Raw genomic sequence first — 25,452 nt, 5'->3', positions numbered from 1 at the left:
TAGCCGTATTTTAGGACGTGACATATGAAAAAACTAATCAAAATTATCATTCGAACACTTCTATTTTTACTAATTATAGTTACTGCTTACGGGCTTTTTCTTTATCAATCTGACCCCTATATAAAGGCATTGGTACAAAATAATGAATCTAAACTATTCTATAGACCTTCTACAAAAATTGAACCTTTGAATAATTTTGACTATTCAGAACATATACTTACCGTAGATGATTCTATTAAAATTCATAGCTATGTATTCAACCCCTCCTCAGAAGCTAAAGCAAATATTTTTTTAGTCCGTGGAAATAGCGGAAATACCAGTCAAGGTCAAGAATTAATTAAACCACTAGTCGATAATGGTTTTAGAGTGTATTCAACCGACTGGAGAGGCTACGGAAAGTCTAGTGGTGTTCCGAACTATAAAGGGGTTATAAAAGACACAGAAACGGCTTTTGTTGACTTTTTGCACCAGACAAAAAATGACAGTATAAAAACCATAGTATATGGTATGTCTTTAGGTGGTCAATTAGCGGTTAAGCTGACCAAAGACAACCAGACTAAAATTGACGCTTTAGTGCTCGACGGATCTTTAGAATCTGCACATAGTTTTATTACAGATAATTTTCGAGCGTTTTATTTAAAATCATTTACAAATGACCCTAATAACTATAATCAAGATTATATAGCCATTAGAGATATTACTCAAATAACGAATACTCCTAAACTCATTATACATAGTATTAATGATAGAGCCGTACCCTTCGAAAGAGGTATGAACATATTTAAAGCAGCTAAAGAGCCAAAAATATTTTGGAAAACAAATACCGATCACATTAAAACGCTAACAGATCTACCCGACGAAGCTATTGCCAAACTGAATGCTTTAATACAGTAGAAATAGATGTGTACATCTTCTAAATTCTATAATTATATGTAGAAGTTTACTAACTTAAGCACGTTTTAACAGAACAAGAGTTGTTGGTACTTTTAAGATTAAAAATAGAAGATTATATATGGATATCTCATATCAGTACTGCCAGGTTTCTAGCTTAAAAAAAACAGAAAAAGAAAGTAGACTTTTTCTAGCTCATTTTAATGAAGAATACTCGCAAGCTGAAACACCTTGTTTCTTTTGGGGCAAGCTTAATAACCCATACCTAGTAGCAAGAAGTTTGCTTACACTTTCTAAAGTTGTTGCCGCAAACTATATGCCTTTAGGCAGTTCTTTAAGAGATCCTGTAATTACTGCCGGTGGTAATAAATTGAGATTAGAAGCCTTTTCATCTTGCTGTAGTGTTTATGCAAAAGTAGATTTACTGCCCGCATCTTTAGAAGGTGATTTTTTACAGCAAGGCACCACAAACGTAGATTTTAATACTGAAATGATTTCTGCTTTAAGTAAAATCAGAAAAAATGAAGAAGTATTTTTTTCTATCGGAGAAAAAGATTTTGTGCTGCAAAAAGATAATAATAGCGTCGTAGAAAAAAAAGTCTCTTTACCCCTACGGTGGATAAAAGGTATGGCAACCGTTCAAGTTTTAGCTTCAGAATTAACGCCATTTTTAAAACTAGATAAACTCCAAATTCAATTACTTTTTAGAAGCGTACCAAAAGGAAATATCAATGACGATTATTATTTAAGTTTAAGAGGTAGAAGACCAAATCTATCACCGGTTAAATCGCCTAAGAGTATCTGTATTGGTGGTGTACATCGATTAAGGTTACTTGACGGATTGGTAAACTTAGCCGATTCGTTAACCATATATGCTATGGAAACAGAAAATGCCACGGCATTTGAGTTTCAAATGAAAAATATGCGTTTTACGCTTATGCTTTCTAGAAGTTTCTGGCGAGGTTTTTCGGGCGAAGGCACGGTATTAAGTCACTTAGTAGACGATGTACCCGATACTTGGTTAGACAAATTAGATAACTATGCCAAAATACATGAAGAATTTAGTTTAAAAGACAATCACTTACAGGAGTTAAGTACAACAGATTTTAAAAATGTTGCCACTAGGCTGGCTTCTATGGGCTTACTTGGTTTTGACCTTACTGACCAAGTGTATTATTATAGAAAGCTGCCTTTTAAAATGAACAGGATCGAAAGCTTAAACCCTAGGTATAAGAATGCTTTAAAGATCATTAAAAAAGGTGACTACAAATGGCTAGTAAAAAATAAAGAGATTGAAGTAAAAGGGAGTGGTCATTATCATAAAATAGTATTATCGAAAGAGAAGTCTAAATGCACCTGTACCTGGTATGCCAGCCACCAAAATGAAAGAGGAGATTGTAAGCATATTTTAGTGGGCAAAATCTTAAAAAATAAAGAGCAAACAGAAATCGAAAAAATAATAGAAGAACTAGAATTATGAGCGGAGTAATAAAGATGTTTGAAGAAAAACTCGCCAAAGAAGAGATAACAGGAATTACGAAATGGTTGCTAGATTATGAATGGGGATATAGAAAAACCCTACTTGAGTATTTAAAACAATATGATGAAGAGAAAAGAAAAACTCTTTCTCAAGTTCAAATTACAATAATAACGCTATTAAATTTTAGTTGTCAGGGGGTTTTAAATTTAACCGAAATAGACCTTGATGTTTCTGCCTTGAGTGATATCGAACTTGAAGAAATTTTATGTTTTTATGACCTACAAAAACCAGAAAGCAAGTATAAAGAGATTAAAGCAGATATCGCAAGTCCTGAAAGTTTTCTAACCCGCATACCTTACACGGTTATTAAAGCATTATATGAAAAGAAAAAAGTACCTTTTGATAGGCAAATTTTTGTAGCCTGCTTAATTCGTTTTAATGTTTGGCACAAATCTCATTTTACAGAAAAATTAAAACCTGAAGCTGCCGAAAAGGTAGATCGCATTTTTCCGAAAGATGAGTTTACTTTAGATATTTTAATGGCTGTTTTTGAAATGGAACTAGGCGTTGATGGAGCTTTTTATTTAGAACGCGATTTAAATATTGGTGCTATTATTTTAAAATTAGTAAATGACGGCACATTAGATAAAGGCAAGGTTCAGCAGAAAATATTTGAAGCATTCAACAACCCTACGCTAAAACAAAGCACTCAATCTTGGGTTAAAAATGTTTACGTCGGACTCAAGTTTTCTAAAGAAGAAAATCTGGCTTGTCAAGCACAATTCATAGAATTACTGCATAATGATGTAAATTTAATCAGCAATTTTAGTCTTAAAATATTAAAACAAATTTCTACTGATAAAACTTTCGATTGGTCTTATTTTATCGACTCTTTAGATGGTATTGTGTATCGCAAAAAGTTTAATGGCGGATTAAAACTTGCCCTGGGTATGCTTTATAAAAAGCTTCAGAAAGACAAAACTCTTTTAGAAAAAACGTGTGTAAATTTAGTCCCCATATTTGTTCAAGAAGAAGCTAGTATTCAAGAAGAAGCTGTTAAAGTGTTTAGCTTATTAGAAAATAACAACGAGGTTTTAAGTGAAGCTTTAGAGCCTTTTATAAGTACCATGCACAGCGAAACAAAATCTGCCTTAGCATTTCTATTATCTAGCGAAGATTTAGCATTAGAGATTCCCTATGAAAAATATAAACAAGAAAAATACACTCCCCTACCTAGTTCTGCGCTTCAAAAATTAGAATATATAGCCACTGAAGACGATTTTATTTTTCTATGTACCAAAGTGCTAAAAAGTCAAGATGCCTTAGATTATGAATTGTTTCTAGAAGGACTTTTACGCTTTTACCATATAAAAGACACGCAGAAAAAGGCTTTAGGCTCTGCTCTAAAAATGGCGAAGAGAATGACAGAGAGCATGCATATCGAAGCTACAGCTAGAGAAGGTATTCATCATATTTTTGTAGCCAAATTAATCTGTATTTGGTTAGATCCTGAGGAAGTTACCATTGAAGAAGAAATAAAAAACTGGAAAACCCAAAAAGGGACAGGTAAATATTTACATGACTATACCGAGGTTAGATTCTTGACCTTTTATAGGTTATTGGGGCGCTTGTCATTTATAGCAAAAACCATTAGAGAAGATAAAGAAATAGTACTTCTTAGTACCCCAACATATACAAATGGATCAATAGATATCAATGTCTTTTTTGAAAGACTTTATGTATACGAGCAAAACAAAATATCTATAAATGAAACTGATTTTAATATTGCCTTAAACCGACTAAACAGGTGGTCTACGTATAATAAGCCTCAAGAAAACAAATCTGAGTATAGAGATATATTGAACTATATTTTAGATGAAAAAGTAACTTTTGACCCTAAAAAAATAAAGAGTTTAGAAAACAGCTGGTTCACTGCCTTTGTCATCAAAAACCAATCTAAAAGCCCAGAAGCCATAGACTTTTTCTTAACCAAAAAAGCAAAATGGTGGACGGCAGAAGCTAAAGATCTCTTTAAATTCGGAATGCGATATTCTGACTCTAGCAGCTATAAATGGGCTAACATAACATTTGACCTAGCATACACTAGAGATGATGAAACAGTGGTTGACGTAAATCATTTTTCGTATTACTTATTAAATTATGAATATATAATTGCAGATGTATCACATTGGTTTCTTAAAGACCGTTATTACCTAGAACCCCTATACCTCTCATTGATACTAAACAACTACAGATTTCTTTCAGAGATGGAAGCACGAGAAAGTAAATCTACCATGGCAGCACTGCTTGAGAGTATTAAAAACCCAATTCCGCTTGAACAAAACGGAATGATGTTTTTATGCTTGAGTCTTTTTGCAGGGAATACCACAGTAAGAAATACTGCATTAGAATGGCTACTAGAATTAATAGAAGCAGACTATTTGGACCTACCCCTATTTTCCAAATTCGTTACTCAGATGCTTAGTAACGAGCATCATCCTTTTCCAATTAAAAGAGTCAGCGAACAGTTTGAACAATTACACCAAATGGGTGGAAAATATGTAGATGTTCTTCACCATACACTTCAAGAAATTTTAGCGCAGATAGACCCTGAAAACCTACCAAAAAGTTTTAAAAATATTTTACATTTCTACTATGAAATCTTAAAATCTACTGACTCAGAAATTCCAAAAAAAATAAAAGAAAATTTAGAAGCTATGTCAGATAAAAATGCAGTAAAAAAAGAGGTTAAAAAAATATTAGCAGTTTAAGTAATTGCCAAAAATAAATTCTATAAACATATAAAGCATAATGACCCGTATATTAATACTGCTTCTCACCTTTTCCGTTTTTCTATCACTTACCAGCTGTAATGAAAACAGTCAAAAACCGATAGATCAAAAAGAAAATTTAGTCCAGAGTAATGCATTTCTAAAAGAAACCAACAAAGGCAAAACATTAATGGCAATTTTTGCCCATCCTGATGATGAGATCGTAATATCACCCATCCTTTCAAAATATCAGAAAGAGGGTGTTCGTATTCACTTGGTTATTGTTACCGATGGTTCTAACGGCGTTACTCCGCATGCGAATATTCCTGCGGGAGAATTACTTGCCAAAACGCGTGCAGAAGAGGCTTTGTGCGTTACAAAAACATTAGGAATTAATCCGCCGATATTTTTTAAGTATACTGATGGGGATTTAGCCCTAAAGGAAAACATCAACTCTTTAGATGAGAAGATTGATAGCTTATTTACAAGCTATAAACCAAACGTAGTCATTAGTTTCGGACCTGGCGGTCAATACGGACACCCAGACCATAGAATTGTTAGTAATGTGGTGACAGAGGTCTTTCAGAGAGAAACATCAGAATCGCTGCAGAACCTACTCTATTATGCTTATCCGAAGGAAATAAGTAATAAAGACATTAGCTTCAAAACAAATTTAGTGCAATGGTTGAACGATAACCTTAAAAGAACTCAAAAAAGATTTCTCACCTACAGAATTCCGTATAATTCAGAAGATTTACAACTTGGGCATGATGCTTCAGATTGTCATAAATCTCAATACACACCAGATGCCATTGATGATTTACTTACTATTGTTTCTCAAACAGATTCCGTACTTTATTTTAGACCTTGGAATGGCTCTAATGAAATTAAAAACAATATTTTCGAGTAAACCTATTTTCCATGTCATTGAAGTACCCAATTTATGTACTAGTGTTTATACTGCTTACTTCATGTAAACAAAAACAAAATAAATCATCTGCAGAACCAGCCGTTTACACTTACGGCGCTAAAAACGATTCTGCCGTTTTTTATTTTAATAAAGGTTGGGAGTTGATTTTAGATTATGGTCAATGGACCTTATCTGACAAAGCATTTAGAAAAGCAGTATCCTTCGATTCTACTTTCGTAATTGGCAAGGCATTGGTAGGTAAAAGCACCACAAATCTTCCCGAAAGAATCGAGATTTTAAATGATCTATACCCTAATAAAAACAAGGTTAGTGAAGACGACCAATTAATTCTAGAAGTTACACGCCTTACTATTGAACTATTTAATGCGCGTGATCAAAAAATTAAATTAGAGAAAGATTTCATTCCTTATTTTATGTTAGCGGCAGAAAAAAATTACCGAACATTTATTCATAGGCACCCTAATGAATCATATATAAAAGCAGAATATATAGAGGTTTTAAATGCTGTATATGGACCAAAGATAGCATTAGACTCACTACATAACCTAACGACTACTAAACAGAAGAAGATTCCATTTTTTATTAGTTATTCGGCTACGTTAGAATCAGATCTAGGCAATTTTGAAAAAGCACTTTCAATTGCAGATGATTTTAACGCTCAAATTAATGATCCTAATATTCCACAGCCCTACGTACTTTACGGCAGTATTTATTTAAAAATGGATAGTTTACCGTTGGCAACGTCTAATATTGACAAAGCCTTGCAATTAGACCCTAATCATATTTTCGCACAACGTTTTAAAAACCAGATTAATAACAAACTAAAAATCCTTAACGGCAACGACTAAAATTATAGATACTAACAGGTAATCCATTTTAAAAACAGTATAAATGAAAAAGACGACATATATCTATAAGGGCATTACTCGTGTATCGTCTTTACTCCTACTCCTGTTTTCTGTCTTTATCATTTCTTGTAATGGTCAACAAAAAGAAAAAAACTCAAGAACTTCATTGAAAGACATTCCGTTACAAAAAACGGATTCACCTAAAAATGAATACAATAGCCCTTTTCTTCAACCCGAAATCAATGTACCCATAAGCGAATTTGTTCGTAGAATATTTCAAGATAAAAGTGGAAATCTATGGTTTGGCACCAACGGAGATGGTGTTGCACGGTATAATGGAAAATCTCTTGACTATTTTTCTGTCAATGAGGGTTTTGGTGGTGTTGCCGTTAGGGGAATTATAGAAGATAATGACGGTAATATTTGGTTCGGTACCGAACGCGGATTAACGAAATACGATGGGAATTCTTTTGAGAATTTCACAGAAAAAGACGGACTGAACAATGATAATATTTGGAGTCTTTTTATAGATAGTAAGGGCATAATTTGGATAGGTAGCTTGGAAGGAATCAATTTATTTGATGGTGAAAAATTTTCATCGTTTACTGTACCGGAAGCTAAACCAGATTACAACAGAGGTGTTACTAGTGCTAAAATTATTCATAGTATTATGGAAGACAGCAAAGGTAGCATGTGGTTTGGAACTAATGCCGGTGCATATTTTTATGATGGAAAATCATTAGTAAATCTTTCTGAAAAAGATGGATTATGCAATAACGCCGTCAATGATATTTTAGAGGATAAAAATGGTAATATTTGGTTTGCCACTCACTATGCAGGAGTTTGTTTTTGGGACGGAAAATCTTTCACTAAAATTGCTACAAAAGAAAGAGAAAATAGTACCGAAGTATGGAGCTTATTTGAAGATACATCTGGTCAAATTTGGTTTCCGATTGAAAGTTTTGGCGTCTATCGATACGATAGCACAACTGCCATAAATTTCAACGAAAACGACGGACTTAAAAGTGGTGCCATACAATGTATATTTGAAGATAATGAAGGGAAAATATGGCTGGGCGGCTACATGGGATTGTTCCGTTTTGACGGAACCTCTTTTTATAGCGTAAGCCAAAATGGTATTTTAAAAGAATAGATTATAAAACACAATAGCATGCAAACCAGATATTTACATATTTCATATTAAAGTTGATCTTTATCATAAATTCAATAAACAGAATTCTCTTGACAAAAAATTATTTTAAAATTATATTATAAAAACCCTATTCAACAATGTCCAAAATAATAGATACTCCCGATCAAAATAACCTTAAAATAGGTATGGCTCAAATCTCACCGGTTTGGCTAAATAAAGAGAAGACTATTGATAAAATCAAGGATTATATTATTAAAGCTGGTGAAGATGATTGCGAGCTTGTAGTTTTTGGTGAAGCTCTATTACCGGGTTATCCTTTTTGGGTTTCCATGACCGATGGTGCTCAGTTTGATTCTAAAGTACAGAAAGAAATTCATGCCCATTACATCAAAAATTCCATTCAAATTGAAGCGGGAGAATTAGACGAGATTTGTGCACTTGCAAAACAACATAAAATTGCCATCTACTTAGGGTTAATGGAACGAGCAAAAAATAGAGGCGGGCACAGTATTTACTGTTCGCTTGTTTATATAAATAGTGATGGTGAAATTAAGTCTGTGCATAGAAAATTACAACCTACCTATGAAGAACGATTAACATGGGCACCTGGTGATGGTAACGGATTACGGGTTCACGACTTAAAAAACTTTACTGTTGGCGGACTCAATTGTTGGGAAAATTGGATGCCTCTTCCACGTACCGCTTTATATGGTTTAGGAGAAGATTTGCATATTGCCGTATGGCCAGGATCAGATTATAATACCGCTGATATTACACGATTTATTGCAAGGGAATCAAGATCCTTTGTAGTTTCTGTTTCTAGCTTAATGAGCAAGGCAGATTTTCCGCCAGATACACCGCATTTAGATACTATTCTTGAAAACTGTCCAGAAACCCTAGCCAATGGTGGTTCTTGTATTGCCGGACCTGATGGAGAATGGATTTTACCTCCAGTTATTGATAAAGAGGGACTTATTACAGCAACCATCGATTTTAATAGAGTGCTAGAAGAACGCCAAAACTTTGATTCTGTTGGGCACTATTCTAGACCAGATGTAACGAAACTTACTGTTAATAGAGAACGGCAATCAATCATAGATGTTAATGAATAAGACTAAAGAAAATACTATACAAGTATGATTTACTTAATACAAAATAATGATTAAAATAGTAATTGTAATTCCCTCTTTTAACGAGGAAAAAAATATAATTGCTACGCTAAAAACAATTCTATTACAAATTTCTAATTACAAAGATTATTCTTTTCAGTTAATTGTTTTAGATGATTTTAGTACAGATGAATCTTTGTTATTATTAAATAAATTTAAGGATGATACTTTTAATGATCTTCAAATTATAAGTAATAGTATTAATAAAGGAATTGTAAAAAGCACAAAAAAACTGTTTGAAGAAGCATTAAAATCAAAAGCAGATTTCATTTTAAAATGTGATATGGATAGTGATTTTCCTCATGCCATATTTCTTGATACGTTTATTAATTATATCAAAGAGAGCCAACCAAATTTTGATGAAATTTTAGTTGGTGAAAGACAGATTGAAAATGTAATTACTCAATCTACCCTAGAAATTCAAGAACGAGTGAAAATGGAACGTTATTTAAATGAAAACCTTAATATAAAGAACTACAACCCTGTTTCGTCTGGGGTTTTATTATATGGAAAGAATGTTTTAAAAACAGTTTTACAACAACAAGTTGTAAAGGAATATAATCTAAAGTGGGGGCTAGATTTTCTGCTCCCACTTGTAGCCATAAAGTTGAATTATAAAGTGATAAAATCAAAAGTAAATAATGGAACTTACACTAAAGAAAGAAGACCAAAATCTAAAATTAAAGCTCAATATTCAGCATACTACCATATTTTAAACATAATTAAAAACACCTATCAACAGAACATATAAGCTTAAATCAAAGGTGCCTCAACGTTCAATTCTTTCATTATCTCAGCAAACATTTGATAAGATTTTATACGGTCTTGTCCGTCATAAATGTTAGTCACTGCAATCAATTCATCTACTTGAGTATCTGATATAAATTGCTGTACTTGTTTTTTAACGGTCTCTTTGCTTCCAATAAATGAATATTTCAACATTTGCTGCACAGCAGGGTTCTGACTTAATTCTCGTAAATCATTTGTCATCTCTACTGCTGGTTGCATAAATGTTCTATTACCCGTCAACAGCGCAATAATCATTTTATATAACGATGTAGAAATGCGTTCTGCTTCTTCATCGGTTTCTGCAATAATGATGTTCACTCCCGCAGCCGTATAAGGTTTTTCTAACTCCTTTGATGGCTGAAATTCATTATGATAAATTTCTAAAGCATTCATTAAATGAGTTGTAGCAAAGTGGCTCGCAAATGCATATGGCAAACCTTTTTTAGCAGCTAAATGTGCACTATCAGTACTTGAACCTAAAATGTATATAGGAACCTCTACCCCTTCTGCCAAAGTAGCACGTACTTTTGCATCGGCATTTTCAGGAGAAAAATAACGTTGTATTTTTTCAACCTCTAGAGGAAATGACTGTGCTGCTTGGTAAAAATCTGAACGTATAGCCTGTGCCGTCAACTGATCGGTACCAGGTGCGCGACCTAAGCCCAAGTCTATTCGGTTAGGATATAGAATCCCTAACGTACCAAACTGCTCTGCAATAATTAATGGGGAATGGTTAGGCAACATAATACCACCAGACCCAACACGTATGGTTTTAGTTTCTTCAGCAATTTTGCCTATTAAAATAGATGTTGCACTACTACCTATAGCTACTGAATTATGATGTTCTGCCAACCAAAAACGTGTGTAGCCCGCTTCTTCCGCAGCTTGTGCCAGAGCTACCGAATGATCAAAGGTATCTTTCAATGTAGTACCCTGCGATACTATGGCTAAATCTAATATGGAATATTTTATTTTTTTCATACTATTAAATTCATTTATATATTTAAAAGTATCTATATATCTGTTTGAAAAAATTACAAATTTTGCAAGCGCATCATATAATTATCCCACACTTCATGATTCAGTGAGTAGTTATAATTACGACCTATTTTATGTTGATTTATCAATCCTGCTTCTACTAATTTCTTAATATGATGACTAATAGAAGGTTGTGCTAAATCTAATAAATCACACGCTCTGGTACATTCTACCTTACCCTGGTTCTTTTGCATGTACTGCAATAATTTCAAACGATTTACATCACTTAACGCTTTTGATATTTTCTCAACTTGTTTTAGCTCCATGATGTGTTTAATATATTGATACATGCAAATGTATTTATAAATTTTAATTTAAAATACAAATTGGGAAGACCTTAATAATCATTAACTTGACCTTAAGATTAATACCACATTTGATAAATGAAGAAACTTACTCAAAAACCTCATTTCGTATTCTGGATTCTTATTCCCGTTTTACTTTTAATTGGCTCTATAGATTCAAATGAAACTATCGCCATCAATATTTATGACACCTATTTTGTAATCACAATGCTTAATTTAGGTGTATTACTTTCAATTATTTGTGGAATTATAGGATTAGGCTACTGGGTAGTATTCATCTTGAGAAAGAAACTAATCAATTGGCTAACCATACTACACGCAACAGTAACAATCATTGGGTTTCTAACTATTCTATTAATTCCGCTTTTGTCACCTGAACTGAATCAAAATGATCCTTCTCTAAATCTAGAATATTATTTTGATGCGCAAGTAATAACTACATTATCGGTACTTGTGGTAATAGCTATCCAATTATTATATCCCATAAATATCATAGCAGCTTTAGTAAAAAAGACTAATTAAATTTCCAATGAAACTTGGGTATTAGTACAACATGTTAACATTGTGCCAAACCTTAACATTTGTGTTGATTTTTTGATAAATGATTTAACTTTACCTTGTTAAATTCAAGATTAATAACCACCAATGAATCTTACCATCGAAAACATACTTCTTGTAGGTTCTATTCTACTGTTTATCAGTATTATAGTTGGTAAGACATCGTATAAATTTGGTGTACCCACTTTAATTCTTTTCTTGGCTATAGGCATGCTGGCAGGTTCTGATGGTATCGGAGGTATCAAATTCGATGACCCTAAACTTGCTCAATTTATCGGCATCGTTTCTTTAAACTTTATTCTCTTTTCTGGTGGATTAGATACCAACTGGAAAGCCGTAAAACCGATTTTGAAAGAAGGCATTATGCTTTCTACTCTCGGTGTATTGCTTACAGCGTTAACTCTGGGAACATTTGTTTACTATGTAACCGATTTTACCATTTATGAAAGTATGTTGCTGGGCTCCATTGTTTCTTCAACAGATGCTGCTGCTGTATTCTCTATTTTACGCTCTAAAAATTTGGCGCTAAAAAGTAATCTTAGACCTACTTTAGAGCTTGAAAGTGGTAGTAACGACCCGATGGCTTATGTGCTAACGCTTGCATTTTTAACGCTTGTAATAAATCAAGATCTAAGCGTACTATCTATTATCCCGCTGTTTTTAAAACAAATGATTTTAGGTGGTATCGGCGGATTCGCTTTTGGAAAATTGAGCGAGATAATCATTAACAAAATCAAACTAGGTTTTGAAGGTTTATATCCTGTATTAGTAATTGCATTAATGTTCATTACATTTTCAGCAACCGATGCTTTAGGTGGTAATGGTTTCTTAGCCATTTATATATGTGCCGTGTATTTAGGTAATCAAGATTTAATTCATAAATCGACCATTTTAAAGATGTTCGACGGTATGGCTTGGCTAATGCAAATTGTATTGTTCCTTACGTTGGGATTACTGGTTTTCCCATCTCAAATCGTGCCATATTTAGGTATCGGATTACTGATTTCAGTATTCTTAATTCTTGTTGCAAGACCAGTAAGTGTTTTTCTCAGCTTAATGTTCTTTAAAATGAAAATGGGCAGAAGATTCTATATCTCTTGGGTGGGCTTGCGTGGCGCAGTACCTATTGTATTTGCCACCTATCCCCTACTTGCAGGTATTGACAAGGCGAATATCATTTTTAGTATTGTATTTTTTATATCGGTATCGTCAGTACTAATTCAAGGGACTACGCTGTCTATTTTTGCAAAATGGCTGAATGTTGCTTTGCCTGATGAAGTGAAACCTATTGCAGAAAATGATAGATATATTCTTAATCTACCGAAATCTGCAATGGAAGAAGTTATAATTTTGCCAAATAGTTTCGCAGTAGATAAACGTATAATAGATTTGCACTTTCCAAGGGCTGCATTCATTGTTATGATCAAAAGAGATGGAACCTTTGTTCGACCAGGTGGATCAACAATTATTGAAGCTGATGATGTTCTAGTTCTACTACTAGATAATGAAGAAAGTTTGAAAGAAGTTAATGTAATTCTCAACCAAGCGGTTATTGCATAATATGAAAAGTACGAATAACATATTCAGAGTTCTACTGCTGTTAACGATTTATTGTTTCGGTATATATAGTTCTGCCAATACGTTACCGTTCTCCAACGAGGTTGTAATAAATCAAAGTAATAATAAGCAATCTTTATTTAAAGAATCTTCAAAGACGTTATCTCCGCATGCACAGCAATCTGAAATTTCAGTTTCTGATGTTGCCGAAGTATCATCACCTAATTACAAGCTGCCATTTACAGGTTTTAATTCACATATAAATAATAGTGAATTAGGTTTTGTAGCAAGGTTTAAGCAATACCAACTATACGCGAATACATTATTAATAAGACATAGAAAGTCTGACCTCATCTTCCCTTTTCATAGTTTCTGGTAATCCATTTTTTAAAAGGTTATCGTTTTGATAACCACATGTAACTATTTGATATGATGTTATTTAAAACATCATACAGAAATCAATATATCATATTTAAAAAATTATAAAATGGAATTAGGAATAGCCGCTATTGGTTTAGCATCTGTTGCACTTTGTGCAATGCCTTTTGTTGTAACAAGCAAAAGCAGAAAAACGAAAGAAAAGGAAATGATGTCATCTTTAAATGACATCGCAAACAAACATAATTGTCAAATTACGGAACATGAAATTTTTGGTCACTACGCCATAGGTGTTGATGCACAGAAAAAGTTCGTATTCTTTGTTTCAAAATCTGGAGAAGTTTTAAATCAGCAATATGCCGATTTATCTACTATCAAAGCGTCTGAAATTGCCAACATCGGCAAATCTTATGCTAGAAAAGAGAAAATAACCGAGCGTTTACTTTTGAATCTTTTTTCGACAAAAGCAAATGAACCCGATACCGTTTTTGAATTCTATAATGCCGAAGTAAACTATCAATTGAGCGGAGAGTTTCAGTCTATAGAAAAATGGAACCTGGTGATTAAGAACTTGCTTAAAAGCAATTAGTATATATCAACAGAGTTCTCATTAATTATAAAAGCGAGTAGATAATCTTATAAAAAAAGGTTGGCTATTCGCTTTTGTTTTTTAAAGTGTTAAAATTTTATTAGCTTGTAATACTACATCAGTTTGAATTAGAAAATGAAATTATTTGATATAAAGGTTGACCACAGTAAAAATTTGCTTCAGCATGGCGGAACAGTCAATTATTACGGAAAAATACTTACCCAACAGGAAGCTGAAAATTACCTAGACAAACTACTCAATAACATTGTTTGGAAGAATGATGAAGCTATCATCTTTGGAAAGAAGATTATTACCAAACGTAAAGTAGCATGGTACGGTGAAAAGCCTTTTCAATACACCTACTCGAAAACTACAAAACAGGCGTTACCTTGGACGGCGGAATTGCTAGAACTAAAACAAAAAATAGAACAAGAAACGGGAGAAACATTCAACTCATGTCTGCTAAACTTATATCATGATGGTAGCGAAGGTATGGCTTGGCATAGTGATGGAGAAAAGGACTTAAAAAAGAACGGAGCCATTGCCTCTCTTAGTTTTGGCGATGAACGTAAATTTGCTTTTAAACACAAAGAAACTAAAGAAAAAATAGAATTGGTTTTAGAACATGGCAGCTTATTAATTATGAAAGATGAAACGCAAACGAATTGGCTTCATCGCTTGCCGCCTACAACTAAAAGCAAGAATGCAAGGATTAATTTGACTTTTAGAACTATTGTGGAAAAATAGAACTACAATTCTCCTCAGCATTTTTGATTGGCTAGCGTGCTCATCATAATTTTTACTTTAATTTTGCAGCATGGTCAGAAATGTACAGTTGCGGTTAACATTAAAAGAAGAAGGCACACCTAACGGATTAGAAATTCGTGCGGCAAAGTACTTAGGACTCGAAGATGGAACCTTTAAAATTAAGGTACTTCGAAAGTCTATAGATGCTCGTAAGCCTAAAATTTTCTTTAATTACAAACTGGCAATTTATATTAATGAACCTGCCCCAAGCGATGCGCTAAACTTTAAGTATAAAGATGTATCGAATGCAAAACCAATTCACATTATAGGATTCGGACCAGCTGGTATGTGGGCTGCATTACGTTGTTTAGAAATGGGTTACAAACCTATTGTTCTTGAACGAGGTAATAATGTAAAGGATCGTAGACGAGATTTAAAAGCCATCAACCAAGACCATCAAGTAAACCCCGAAAGTAACTATTGCTTTGGAGAAGGCGGTGCCGGTACGTATTCTGATGGGAAATTATATACACGAAGTCTTAAACGTGGTGATGTGCGTCGCATATTTGAAAGCTTAGTTTTTCATGGTGCTACTGATCAAATTCTAGTAGATGCCCATCCGCATATCGGGACAAACAAACTCCCTAAAATAGTTCAGAATATTCGTGAAGTAATTCAGCATCATGGTGGTGAAATTCATTTTAATACTAAAGTGACAGATTTCGTTATTAAAGATAATACGCTAAAAGCAATTGTTTTAAATGAGAAAGATGAAATGGCTGTAGAACGCGTAATCTTGGCAACGGGACATTCAGCTCGCGATATTTTCGATTTGCTACATAAAAAAGATATAGCACTTGAAGCAAAGTCATTTGCCATGGGTGTTCGTGTAGAGCATCCGCAACATATTATAGATAGTATTCAATACCATTGCTCTGGTGATCGTAGCGAATTGTTACCTGCGGCTTCTTATAGTTTGGTAGAACAGGTGAAAGAACGTGGTGTGTATTCTTTTTGTATGTGCCCTGGCGGATTCATAGTTCCCGCTGCAACTGCACCTGGTGAGGTTGTCGTAAACGGAATGTCTCCGTCGAAACGAAATAACTTGTATGCCAATTCAGGAATCGTGGTTGAAATAAATGTGGATAAGGATATTCCTAAATACGAGAAATTCGGAGCGCTTAAAGGATTAGAATACCAAAAGGCATTGGAACGCTTAGCATTTACCTCTGGCGGACGCTCACAAACTGCGCCTGCACAAAGATTAACTGATTTCGTAGATGGGAACCTTTCTGTAGACCTCAACCCCACTTCATATCAACCGGGATTAAACTCCGCTCCCCTACACTCTCTATTACCAAAACTTATTGGTGGTAGACTGCGCCAAGGTTTTAAAGCTTTCGGTGATAAAATGCATGGGTATTATACTGCAGAAGCAAATATTGTCGGTGTAGAATCTAGAACCTCTTCTCCCGTTAGTATACCAAGAAATGAAAAATTAGAACACCCAGTAATTAAAGGTCTTTTTCCATGTGGTGAAGGTGGTGGTTATGCTGGTGGTATCGTTTCTGCCGCTATGGACGGAGAACGATGTGCCGAAGCTGCTATGGCGGGGTTGTAAGTTCAAATGCAAGAATCAAGTTCAAGCTCAACTTGGTTGTTGGTTGTTGGCTGTTGGCTGTTGGCTGTTGGCTGTTGGCTGTTGGCTGTTGGCTGTTGGCTGTTGGCTGTTGGCTGTTGGCTGTTGGCTGTTGGCTGTTGGCTGTTGGCTGTTGGCTGTTGGCTGTTGGCTGTTGGCTGTTGGCTGTTGGAAAAATTTAGCTTTGCTAAATTTTCATTTTCAAAAGTCTTTCCTCTCTACTCTATTCTCTCTTTTCTACTTTCTACTTTCAACTTCGTACCTCCCGCTTTATACTTTGTACTTAATACTTATTACTTCTCACCACAACCTCTCAACAAGCATCCATCCATAATAAATCTATTCTCTATTTTCTCTATTCTAACTTCTTACTTAATACTTATTACTTCATACTTCATACTTCTCAACACAAGCATTCACCAATCAACCAGCATTAATCTAAATAAGTCTATTCTCTATTTTCTTTATTCTAACTTCCTACTTAATACTTAATACTTATTACTTCTTACTTCTTACTTTGTACTTTGTACTTCCCACCTGATACTTAATACTAAAAACCAACTACCAACCACCATATTACTTTTTCCACATTAAAGCGTACCTTTGCAACTTATTAAAATTTTTATGACATTTAAAGAACTCGGCCTAGCCGAACCAATCCTAAAGGCCTTAGAAGCCGAAGGTTATACTCACCCTACTCCAATTCAAGAACAATCTATTCCTATACTACTTAAAGGCAAAGACCTATTAGGTGTTGCACAAACGGGTACTGGTAAAACAGCTGCTTTTGGTATTCCTATTTTACATCAATTGTATGAGGGTATTAGCTTGAGCCAATCAAAACGTAAGGTTAAAGCTTTAGTAGTTACACCTACTCGTGAGCTTGCCATACAAATTGGTGAAAGTTTTACGGCTTACGGTAAATTCACTGGCTTACGTAACACTGTTATTTTCGGCGGCGTAAAGCAAGGTAAACAAGTAAATGCCCTTAGAGGCGGAGTTGATATTTTAATTGCTACTCCCGGTCGTTTATTAGATTTAATGAACCAAGGTTTTATTTCTTTTAGAGATTTAGAACATGTGGTTTTAGATGAAGCCGACCAAATGTTGGATATGGGTTTCATACACGATATTAAAAAAATTATTGCAAAATTACCTCCTAAAAGACAGTCGCTATTCTTTTCGGCAACTATGCCAAAAGATATTGTTGTACTATCTCGAAAAATGCTAGGTGATTTTGAACGTGTTACCATTAAACCTGAACAAGCCACCGCAGAGAAAGTTGAGCAAGGTGTATATTTTGTTAGTAAAGCGAATAAGCCAAAATTACTTATTCATTTACTTGAGAAACAACCAAATGATTCTGTTCTTGTTTTTTCTAGAACTAAACACGGAGCCAATAAGATTGTAAAGAAATTAGACCAAGCAGGCATAAGAGCTGCTGCAATACATGGTAACAAATCGCAAACAGCAAGGCAAAAAGCATTAGGTGATTTTAAAGACGGAAAACTTAAAGTATTAGTAGCCACTGATATTGCTGCTAGAGGTATTGATGTTGATGATTTATCATTAGTAGTAAATTATGACTTACCTAATGTTTCTGAAACTTATGTTCACCGAATAGGTAGAACAGGTCGTGCAAATGCTAGTGGTACTGCCATATCCTTCTGCGATAAAGAAGAAAGAGCTTATTTACGTGATATAGAAAAGCTAATTAAACAACCTATACCACGTATGCCAGAACATCAGTTTACAGATGAGGATGGTGAAGAAGAAAAAGACGACAGGCCTGCAAGATCTCCTAGAGGTCCGGGAAAATCAGGAAATAAAAATAGACCTGGTGGTAACAATTTTCGAGGAAAGAACAATAGAAATACCAGTAAACCTAAAAAAAGGAATGACTCTAACAGAAGCGAATAGCTTCTGTTAGAATTTCATTTATACAATACATCTCCTTATGAAAAAGCAAATGGTTATTTATGGCAGCGGTCGCCATACCGTACCATTCTTAAATTATATAGCTAAAGCCACTGGTAAAGAAAAGCCGAATATGTGTTTTATACCTACTGCTAGCGGTGAAGACGAACAATATATTGCTTCTTTCTATGAGGTGTGCTCTCAAATAGATGTTACTCCGCACGTACTATCTGTTTGGATTAATTCATACGACCAAAAAGAATCTTTCGAGGAGATTATCTCTCGAATGGATGCTATTATCGTTGGTGGTGGAAATACCTTAAATATGCTTTCCATATGGAAAGCTCAAGGTATTGATATCGCTCTTAAAAACGCTTATGATAACGGAGTGGTTATGGGCGGTGGTAGCGCTGGTTCTTTATGTTGGTTTAATGGTGGTACTACAGATTCTAGACCAAAAGAATTAAGTATTGTTGGCGGTATGGCGTTTATTGACAAAAGCCACTGTCCGCATTACAATTCAGAAACTTCACGTAGACCTCTTTATTTTGAAAATATTAAAGCTGGTAAACTTTCTAATGGTTATGCCTGCGATGACCGATCTGCTATTCATTTTATTGATGGCGAAGTACATACTTCTGTTTCTTTGAATGAAGAAAACCATTCGTACTATGTGTATTTAAAAGATGGCGAAATTGTGGAAGAATTGATACCAAGTACGGTAATTTCATAGATTCTTAGGGGTTCGGACTAATTCTGTATTATTTGTTGGATTTTTATATGCAATGATTAAACTATAGTACAAGTAAAACCCACCCCTAGCCCCTCCCGAGAGGGGAATAGTTCTTGGTTTAATTAATCTTTATTACTAAAGTCAACAAGGTAACTTTAGACTTTTAAATACGACTCAAACTCGCAATCAAAAACGAAATTCTCCCCTCCTTGGAGGGGAATAGATTGTGTAAATTATAATCCTTTCTGAGTAAATCATACTCGCAAACAAAAACGAAATCCTCCCCTCCTTGGAGGGGATTAAGGGGTGGGTAATACGAATGATGAATTACTCTAAAAGGTAAATCAAACTAGGGAGTTTCTAATAGTTTTTTCCCAGGGAGCATTACGAATTACTTGCGAAATACTGCCTACATGACCCACCCCTAGTCCCTCCCTAGAGGGGAATAACTCATGCTTTAATTAAACTTTGTTATGGAAATCAACAGAGTCTCTATAGACTTCAAAATTTGGTCGAAACCCACAAACAAAAACGAAATCTTCCCCTCTTGGGAGGGGATTAAGGGGTGGGTAATACGAATGATGAATTATTCTAAAAGGTAAATCAAACTAGGGAGTTTCTAATAGTTTTTTTCCCAGGGAGCATTACGAATTACTTGTGAAATACTGCCTACAAGACCCACCCCTATCCCCTCCCTAGAGGGGAATAGCTCGTGCTCGAATTAAACTTTATTACTAGAATCAATAGGTTAACTATAGACTTTCAAAATTCGTCCCTGTCTCACAAATAATTCGAAATCCTCCCCTCCTGGGAGGGGATTAAGGGGTGGGTAAAACGGATGCTTAATTACTCTAAAAGTTAAAACCCAAGCTCTACAGCCCCTTATAAACTTTCAACACATTCTCAATCTTTGCTTCTGTCTCAGCATCAATATTCTGATGTTCCGGATTTTCTTTAAGCCACTTAATAGTTCTCTTGATTCCTTCAGAAAAAGGAATAGTTGCTTTAAAGCCGGGTACGAAGGTTTTAATTTTGGTATTATCGAACAAAACGCTTTCTGCTTTATCCGCCAATAGTGTTCCTGTGAATGATGGTTCTACTTTACAAATAAAATCTGATGCTATGTGTACTACTTTTGCTTCTTTTCCTAATGCATCCGCTAGAATTTTATAAATCATATTCCAAGTTAACACCTCATCGGATGTAATATGAAAGGCATGTCCGATTGCAGTTTGTAAACCTAGTAACCCAACAAATCCTTTTGCAAAATCATCGGAATGGGTTACTGTCCATAGCGAAGTTCCATCACCATGTATAATAATTTCTTTTCCATCTAAAATTCGCTTTGCGGTATTATATTTATTGAATCCGCCAATGGCAATAGGTATTACCGTGTCATATGTTAATGACGGACGAACAATGGTAATTGGGAATCCTTCTTCACGATATGCTTTTTGTAATCGGTCTTCACACTCAATTTTACCTTGAGAATAGTCCCACAGATTATTGCACAAAGGGGTAGATTCCGTTATCACCGGATAACTCAACGGAGTCTGGTAACATGATGCCGAGCTAATAAAAATATATTGTTTGGTCTTACCTCTGAACAAATCAATATCGCGCTCAATATCATCGGGAGTGAAAGCAATCCAGTTAACGACAACATCCCACTCATGCTTTTTAAGTTCTGTAAGTTCCTCTGGTTTATTAATGTCTCCGATAATGGAATGCGCTCCTTCAATCTCAACTTTAGCTTTCCCCCTATTCAATACATATAAATCCATTCCTTTAGCTACCGCCAATCTACTACTTGGCGTACTAATATTTCCTGTTCCTCCTATAAATAATACTTTCATTCTTATATTTTGTTTACTGAATATCAATTGATTAAAACTATTTACTTTACATAGCTGTATAAAATTATAATACGTTTTTAAACAGATTCTAAAAGCCAAACATGTCAATAATATTCCATACTAAAAATACAGAATTCGTTTAATGCATGAAGTCTTAATCTTCTATACTGTGAAAATACAAAAAGCAATAAAAAGTCGAATGTTAATACTTGTTCATTTCTCTATTTAAGCCGTTCATTTTTTATGCATAATTGTTATCTTCATAGCATCATTTCAAACCAAATTCAACACTATGAAAATTATTAAAACACTGTTTCTCTTATTGTTTACAGTATCTGCAACTGCACAGGTTTCTTCTAATCTTGAGCTGACCGATATTTTTAATATGGAATATGTATCTGACCCTCAGATATCGCCAGATGGTAGTAAAATCATCTATGTTCGAAATTTTAAGGACATAATGACGGACAGAAATTTATCGAACCTTTGGATGGTTAATTACGATGGTTCGCAAAACAGACCATTAACTACCGGCAACCAAAACGATTATTACCCACGTTGGTCTCATGACGGTAAAAAAATCATCTATAAATCGAACCAAACGGATGAAAAGATGAAGCTTTATGTGATGTGGATGGATACCAAAGAAATTGCTCCACTAACAAATACACCAAAAGCACCAGGCGCTGTTAGCTGGTCTAATGACGATCGTTATTTGGCATTTACTATGTTTGTACCAGAAGCTGAAGAATCTATAGTAAAACTACCTGCAAAGCCTGAAGGCGCAAAATGGAATACTCCACCGACATATATTGATAAATTAAATTACAGAGGTGACGGTCAAGGTTATATAAAAGGCGGTCACAGTCAAATTTTTAAATTGTCTATTGATGGCGGAACTCCAAAACAATTAACGACAACAAAATTTGACCACGGTGCACCTGTTTGGGCAAAAAATGACAGAACTTTATATTTCTCGGCAAACTTTAATCCTGATGAGGCATTTGAACCTGCAAATAGCGAAGTTTATGCCTTGGAGATTGCCACTGCTAAAGTTTCTCCATTAACATCTAGATATGGTCCTGATGGTTCTCCTAAAGTTTCCCCTGATGGTAAAATGATTGCCTACACCGGTAATGATGACAAATTGCAAGGATACCAGATTACGAACCTTTATGTAATGAATACCGATGGCAGCAACTCAAAATTACTTTCTGGCAGTTTTGATAGGGACATTGCCAATGCGCAATGGGCTAATGATGGTAAGGGACTTTATTTTCAATATGATACGGAAGGTGCCACCAAAATAGGACATATTACGTTGGATGGAAAAGTAACTACTCTTGTTGAAGGTCTTGGCGGGTTGTCATTAGGTAGACCATACAATGCCGGTGATTTTACGGTTTCTACGAATTCAAAATTCGCCTATACTTTAGGGAATACAGAGCACCCTTCTGATTTAGGGGTTGGCGATAAAAAAGGTTCTAAACGATTGACTTTTGTTAATGATGATTTATATTCTTTTAGAGAAATAGGCAAGACCGAAGAGATTTGGTGGGAGTCTTCTTTTGACCAACAAAAAATACAAGGTTGGGTAGTAACTCCGCCAAACTTTGACCCGAACAAAAAATACCCATTTATTCTTGAAATTCATGGGGGACCATTTACCAGCTATGGTTCTGTGTATAGTGCAGAAATTCAAGCTTACGCCGCTGCTGGTTATGTGGTTTTGTACAGCAACCCAAGAGGAAGTACGAGTTACGGAGCGGAATTTGGTAATTTGATTCACCATGACTATCCTAACCATGATTATGATGATTTAATGAGCGGTGTTGATGCTGTTATTGAGAAAGGATATGTGGATACCGATAATCTTTTCGTGACCGGTGGTAGTGGCGGCGGAGTACTAACTGCTTGGATAGTAGGAAAAACAGACCGATTTAAAGCTGCCGTAGTTGCCAAACCAGTTATAAACTGGACAAGCTTTGTTCTTTATGCTGATGGTGCTGCATTTTTCTCTAAATACTGGTTCGGTAAAAAACCTTGGGAAGATCCAGAAAATTATTTTAGACGCTCACCGTTAATGTACGTTGCCAATGTAACTACGCCAACCATGTTGCTTACTGGTGAAGAAGATTATAGAACACCAATTGCAGAATCTGAGCAGTTTTATACCGCCTTAAAATTAGAAGGTGTAGAAACGGCTATGGTACGTATACCTGGTGCAGGACACGGTATTGCCAACAGACCTAGTAATTTAATAGCTAAAATTGCAAGTGTATTAGCTTGGTTCGAAAAGTATAAAGATGCAGAATAATCGCTTGAAGTCGCTAGCATTTATATTGGGATTATTTGTTTCGATGTCCACTATGTATGGTCAAGAGATAGATATACTGACATACAATATAAAGTATGATAATGTAAACGACACTGTAAATAATTGGAACGACCGTAAAGTTGCAATGGTAGATTTACTTAACCATTATAACCCTGGTGCTATTGGTATGCAAGAAGTTTTGCATCATCAGTTGAGCTATTTAGATGAAAAACTTACCGATTATTCATATATCGGAGTTGGGCGTGATGACGGAAAGAAAAAGGGCGAATACTCCCCTATTTTGTATAACACTAAAAAGTTTAAGCTTTTACAGAGTGAAACCTTTTGGCTGTCTGAAACTCCCGATAAAATATCTGTGGGTTGGGATGCTGCTATGGAACGTATTTGCACCTATGGATTATTCGAAGATTTGAAAACAGGAATACACTTTTTGGTTTTCAATACCCACTTTGACCATATTGGTACTGTTGCACGTGAAAAATCTGCTGAATTGATAGTTTCCAAAATCCATGAAATAAATGAGAATAAACTTCCTGTAGTTTTAATGGGCGACTTGAATTTGAGTCCCGATGAAGGACCTATTCAATATTTGCAAAATGCCCTATCGGATGGTTTAGCAAATACTCAAAAAAAGTTTTACGGACCAACAGGAACGTTTAGTGGATTTGACCATTCTAAAGTTTTAAACGAACGCATCGATTATATTTTTGTAGAGAATTTTAAAGTTTTAGAATACATGCATATTGATAATAGGATGGAAAATAACAAACACATCTCTGATCATTTGCCGGTATTAGCACGATTGGTTATTGAAAAATAGAAACTTGTTTGTTTTCAATAAAGTCATAAAAAAAATCCCGATTGTTCGATACAATCGGGATTTTTTAATTCGTTATAACTTCTAATTACTTCTTCAAAAAAGAAATCAATATTTCATTCAACTCATCGGGGTGAGTAACATTGAGTCCGTGTGGAGCTCCTTTAATTACTTCATAAGTACTATACTTAATACCTTCATGTGCTTGTTTTGCCGAAGTTTCTATTGGTACGGTTGCATCAGCATCGCCGTGTACGATTAACGTTGGTACGGTAACATTCTTTAGCTCTGGTCTAAAATCAGTATGCATCCAAGATAAAGCCGTTTGTATAGTTGCTCTAGGCGATGCAAATGAAGCGATAGTAAAATCGTAATCTAATTGCGCCTGACTTATTCTTTTTCCTTTATTTTCTTCAAAATTGTAGAATCCTTTACTGAACTCTTTCAAGAAGCCAACCCTATCTTTTTGCAAAGCATCAATAATTCCGTCTAATGCTTCTTCTGGTACTCCCGCGGGGTTATCTGGTTTTTGTTTTACTAATGGAATTATGGAACTAATCAAAGCTGCTTTGGCGATTCTGCTAGAACCGTAATCTGTTAAATAACGAACTACTTCTCCTCCACCCATTGAAAAACCAACGATAACGGCATCTTTTAAATCAAGCTCTTCTATGATTGTATTTAAATCACTCGCTAGAGCAGAATAATCATACGAATCCCATGGCGAAGATGATGTACCAAATCCTCTACGGTCGTACGAAATACAACGATAGCCTTCTTCAACTATTTTCCATACTTGTTGTTCCCAAGATTTACGACTTAATGGCCATCCATGAATTAAAATCACCGGTTGTCCGCTTCCGTAATCTTCGTAAAATATATCTACTTGTTCTTTTGCTTTTGTATTTGTTATAAAGGGCATATTCTTGTTTTAAAATTCACATACAA

At 34.9% G+C, this 25,452-nt stretch carries 22 protein-coding genes; 18 read left to right on the top strand and 4 right to left on the bottom strand.

The window, feature by feature from the left end; all coding sequences use genetic code 11:
- Nucleotides 1-24: 24 nt before the first annotated feature.
- From QSV08_RS02985 to QSV08_RS02950, 8 genes are all read left to right on the top strand, one after another.
- Nucleotides 25-894 carry an alpha/beta hydrolase gene (locus QSV08_RS02985; protein ID WP_324026453.1) on the top strand — a complete coding sequence of 290 codons (870 nt, stop codon included), beginning with the start codon at nt 25-27 and terminating at the stop codon, nt 892-894.
- Nucleotides 895-1,012: 118 nt separating this feature from the next.
- Nucleotides 1,013-2,371, top strand: coding sequence for an SWIM zinc finger family protein (locus QSV08_RS02980; RefSeq protein WP_324026451.1), 1,359 nt, complete (start codon nt 1,013-1,015; stop codon nt 2,369-2,371).
- Nucleotides 2,368-5,142 (top strand): DUF6493 family protein, encoded by a 2,775-nt coding sequence (locus QSV08_RS02975; protein WP_324026449.1) that lies wholly within the window; start codon nt 2,368-2,370, stop codon nt 5,140-5,142. Before QSV08_RS02980 ends, QSV08_RS02975 begins: the two co-directional genes overlap by 4 nt.
- Nucleotides 5,143-5,182: 40 nt before the next feature.
- A complete protein-coding gene (locus QSV08_RS02970; protein WP_324026447.1) occupies nt 5,183-6,052 on the top strand; it encodes a PIG-L family deacetylase in 870 nt (289 codons plus the stop codon).
- A gap of 11 nt (nt 6,053-6,063) precedes the next feature.
- The gene (locus tag QSV08_RS02965; RefSeq protein WP_324026446.1) at nt 6,064-6,921 is read left to right on the top strand and encodes a hypothetical protein; all 858 of its coding nucleotides are present in this window, start codon (nt 6,064-6,066) and stop codon (nt 6,919-6,921) included.
- A 43-nt stretch (nt 6,922-6,964) separates the two neighbouring features.
- Complete coding sequence (locus QSV08_RS02960; RefSeq protein WP_324026444.1) at nt 6,965-8,074, top strand: ligand-binding sensor domain-containing protein; 1,110 nt, start codon at nt 6,965-6,967, stop codon at nt 8,072-8,074.
- Nucleotides 8,075-8,211: 137 nt separating this feature from the next.
- Nucleotides 8,212-9,186 carry a carbon-nitrogen hydrolase family protein gene (locus QSV08_RS02955; RefSeq protein WP_324026443.1) on the top strand — a complete coding sequence of 325 codons (975 nt, stop codon included), beginning with the start codon at nt 8,212-8,214 and terminating at the stop codon, nt 9,184-9,186.
- A 46-nt stretch (nt 9,187-9,232) separates the two neighbouring features.
- Nucleotides 9,233-9,994, top strand: a complete 762-nt coding sequence (locus tag QSV08_RS02950) for a glycosyltransferase family 2 protein (RefSeq protein WP_324026442.1) — start codon at nt 9,233-9,235, stop codon at nt 9,992-9,994.
- A 2-nt stretch (nt 9,995-9,996) separates the two neighbouring features.
- Here QSV08_RS02950 and QSV08_RS02945 read toward each other — a convergent pair whose 3' ends face one another.
- Entirely contained in the window at nt 9,997-11,013 is a 1,017-nt protein-coding gene (locus QSV08_RS02945; RefSeq protein ID WP_324026440.1) for an LLM class flavin-dependent oxidoreductase, read from the bottom strand.
- Between the two features lie 53 nt (nt 11,014-11,066).
- The gene (locus QSV08_RS02940; RefSeq protein WP_324026438.1) at nt 11,067-11,336 is read right to left on the bottom strand and encodes an ArsR/SmtB family transcription factor; all 270 of its coding nucleotides are present in this window, start codon (nt 11,334-11,336) and stop codon (nt 11,067-11,069) included.
- A gap of 117 nt (nt 11,337-11,453) precedes the next feature.
- Between QSV08_RS02940 and QSV08_RS02935 the strand changes: the two genes are divergently transcribed.
- From QSV08_RS02935 to QSV08_RS02900, 8 genes are all read left to right on the top strand, one after another.
- Entirely contained in the window at nt 11,454-11,897 is a 444-nt protein-coding gene (locus QSV08_RS02935; RefSeq protein WP_324026436.1) for a hypothetical protein, read from the top strand.
- Nucleotides 11,898-12,020: 123 nt separating this feature from the next.
- Entirely contained in the window at nt 12,021-13,493 is a 1,473-nt protein-coding gene (locus QSV08_RS02930; protein ID WP_324026434.1) for a potassium/proton antiporter, read from the top strand.
- A gap of 1 nt (nt 13,494) precedes the next feature.
- A complete protein-coding gene (locus tag QSV08_RS02925; protein WP_324026432.1) occupies nt 13,495-13,869 on the top strand; it encodes a hypothetical protein in 375 nt (124 codons plus the stop codon).
- Between the two features lie 108 nt (nt 13,870-13,977).
- Nucleotides 13,978-14,457: a hypothetical protein gene (locus QSV08_RS02920; protein ID WP_324026430.1), complete on the top strand. Its 480-nt coding sequence runs from the start codon at nt 13,978-13,980 to the stop codon at nt 14,455-14,457.
- A 135-nt stretch (nt 14,458-14,592) separates the two neighbouring features.
- Complete coding sequence (locus QSV08_RS02915) at nt 14,593-15,204, top strand: alpha-ketoglutarate-dependent dioxygenase AlkB family protein (protein WP_324026428.1); 612 nt, start codon at nt 14,593-14,595, stop codon at nt 15,202-15,204.
- Nucleotides 15,205-15,274: 70 nt separating this feature from the next.
- Nucleotides 15,275-16,825 (top strand): NAD(P)/FAD-dependent oxidoreductase, encoded by a 1,551-nt coding sequence (locus QSV08_RS02910; RefSeq protein WP_324026427.1) that lies wholly within the window; start codon nt 15,275-15,277, stop codon nt 16,823-16,825.
- Between the two features lie 642 nt (nt 16,826-17,467).
- On the top strand, nt 17,468-18,763 hold the full coding sequence (locus QSV08_RS02905; RefSeq protein WP_324026425.1) for a DEAD/DEAH box helicase: 1,296 nt from the start codon (nt 17,468-17,470) through the stop codon (nt 18,761-18,763).
- 37 nt (nt 18,764-18,800) lie between these two features.
- The gene (locus QSV08_RS02900) at nt 18,801-19,493 is read left to right on the top strand and encodes a peptidase E (RefSeq protein WP_324026423.1); all 693 of its coding nucleotides are present in this window, start codon (nt 18,801-18,803) and stop codon (nt 19,491-19,493) included.
- 872 nt (nt 19,494-20,365) lie between these two features.
- Here the strand turns inward: QSV08_RS02900 and QSV08_RS02895 are convergent.
- Nucleotides 20,366-21,349 carry an SDR family oxidoreductase gene (locus QSV08_RS02895; protein WP_324026421.1) on the bottom strand — a complete coding sequence of 328 codons (984 nt, stop codon included), beginning with the start codon at nt 21,347-21,349 and terminating at the stop codon, nt 20,366-20,368.
- A 292-nt stretch (nt 21,350-21,641) separates the two neighbouring features.
- Here QSV08_RS02895 and QSV08_RS02890 point away from each other — a divergent pair, with 292 nt between their 5' ends.
- Both QSV08_RS02890 and QSV08_RS02885 read left to right on the top strand, forming a co-directional pair.
- On the top strand, nt 21,642-23,666 hold the full coding sequence (locus QSV08_RS02890) for a S9 family peptidase (protein ID WP_324026419.1): 2,025 nt from the start codon (nt 21,642-21,644) through the stop codon (nt 23,664-23,666).
- Entirely contained in the window at nt 23,656-24,507 is an 852-nt protein-coding gene (locus QSV08_RS02885) for an endonuclease/exonuclease/phosphatase family protein (protein ID WP_324026417.1), read from the top strand. Before QSV08_RS02890 ends, QSV08_RS02885 begins: the two co-directional genes overlap by 11 nt.
- 85 nt (nt 24,508-24,592) lie before the next feature.
- On the opposite strand, the gene QSV08_RS02880 is transcribed toward QSV08_RS02885, so the two are convergent.
- Nucleotides 24,593-25,426: an alpha/beta fold hydrolase gene (locus tag QSV08_RS02880; protein ID WP_324026416.1), complete on the bottom strand. Its 834-nt coding sequence runs from the start codon at nt 25,424-25,426 to the stop codon at nt 24,593-24,595.
- Nucleotides 25,427-25,452: the final 26 nt, after the last annotated feature.

It is taken from the genome of Maribacter sp. BPC-D8, assembly GCF_035207705.1.
Classification (GTDB): Bacteria; Bacteroidota; Bacteroidia; order Flavobacteriales; family Flavobacteriaceae; genus Maribacter.
The sequence above is the reverse complement of the archived record's forward strand: the minus strand, read 5'-3'. Positions and strand labels throughout refer to the sequence as shown.

What these genes read in the sequence shown, in the direction of transcription:
- QSV08_RS02985 (WP_324026453.1), top strand. Translation starts at nt 25, where the DNA reads ATGAAAAAACTAATCAAAATTATCATTCGAACACTTCTATTTTTACTA.
- QSV08_RS02980 (WP_324026451.1), top strand. Translation starts at nt 1,013, where the DNA reads ATGGATATCTCATATCAGTACTGCCAGGTTTCTAGCTTAAAAAAAACA.
- QSV08_RS02975 (WP_324026449.1), top strand. Translation starts at nt 2,368, where the DNA reads ATGAGCGGAGTAATAAAGATGTTTGAAGAAAAACTCGCCAAAGAAGAG.
- QSV08_RS02970 (WP_324026447.1), top strand. Translation starts at nt 5,183, where the DNA reads ATGACCCGTATATTAATACTGCTTCTCACCTTTTCCGTTTTTCTATCA.
- QSV08_RS02965 (WP_324026446.1), top strand. Translation starts at nt 6,064, where the DNA reads ATGTCATTGAAGTACCCAATTTATGTACTAGTGTTTATACTGCTTACT.
- QSV08_RS02960 (WP_324026444.1), top strand. Translation starts at nt 6,965, where the DNA reads ATGAAAAAGACGACATATATCTATAAGGGCATTACTCGTGTATCGTCT.
- QSV08_RS02955 (WP_324026443.1), top strand. Translation starts at nt 8,212, where the DNA reads ATGTCCAAAATAATAGATACTCCCGATCAAAATAACCTTAAAATAGGT.
- QSV08_RS02950 (WP_324026442.1), top strand. Translation starts at nt 9,233, where the DNA reads ATGATTAAAATAGTAATTGTAATTCCCTCTTTTAACGAGGAAAAAAAT.
- QSV08_RS02945 (WP_324026440.1), bottom strand. Translation starts at nt 11,013, where the DNA reads ATGAAAAAAATAAAATATTCCATATTAGATTTAGCCATAGTATCGCAG.
- QSV08_RS02940 (WP_324026438.1), bottom strand. Translation starts at nt 11,336, where the DNA reads ATGGAGCTAAAACAAGTTGAGAAAATATCAAAAGCGTTAAGTGATGTA.
- QSV08_RS02935 (WP_324026436.1), top strand. Translation starts at nt 11,454, where the DNA reads ATGAAGAAACTTACTCAAAAACCTCATTTCGTATTCTGGATTCTTATT.
- QSV08_RS02930 (WP_324026434.1), top strand. Translation starts at nt 12,021, where the DNA reads ATGAATCTTACCATCGAAAACATACTTCTTGTAGGTTCTATTCTACTG.
- QSV08_RS02925 (WP_324026432.1), top strand. Translation starts at nt 13,495, where the DNA reads ATGAAAAGTACGAATAACATATTCAGAGTTCTACTGCTGTTAACGATT.
- QSV08_RS02920 (WP_324026430.1), top strand. Translation starts at nt 13,978, where the DNA reads ATGGAATTAGGAATAGCCGCTATTGGTTTAGCATCTGTTGCACTTTGT.
- QSV08_RS02915 (WP_324026428.1), top strand. Translation starts at nt 14,593, where the DNA reads ATGAAATTATTTGATATAAAGGTTGACCACAGTAAAAATTTGCTTCAG.
- QSV08_RS02910 (WP_324026427.1), top strand. Translation starts at nt 15,275, where the DNA reads ATGGTCAGAAATGTACAGTTGCGGTTAACATTAAAAGAAGAAGGCACA.
- QSV08_RS02905 (WP_324026425.1), top strand. Translation starts at nt 17,468, where the DNA reads ATGACATTTAAAGAACTCGGCCTAGCCGAACCAATCCTAAAGGCCTTA.
- QSV08_RS02900 (WP_324026423.1), top strand. Translation starts at nt 18,801, where the DNA reads ATGAAAAAGCAAATGGTTATTTATGGCAGCGGTCGCCATACCGTACCA.
- QSV08_RS02895 (WP_324026421.1), bottom strand. Translation starts at nt 21,349, where the DNA reads ATGAAAGTATTATTTATAGGAGGAACAGGAAATATTAGTACGCCAAGT.
- QSV08_RS02890 (WP_324026419.1), top strand. Translation starts at nt 21,642, where the DNA reads ATGAAAATTATTAAAACACTGTTTCTCTTATTGTTTACAGTATCTGCA.
- QSV08_RS02885 (WP_324026417.1), top strand. Translation starts at nt 23,656, where the DNA reads ATGCAGAATAATCGCTTGAAGTCGCTAGCATTTATATTGGGATTATTT.
- QSV08_RS02880 (WP_324026416.1), bottom strand. Translation starts at nt 25,426, where the DNA reads ATGCCCTTTATAACAAATACAAAAGCAAAAGAACAAGTAGATATATTT.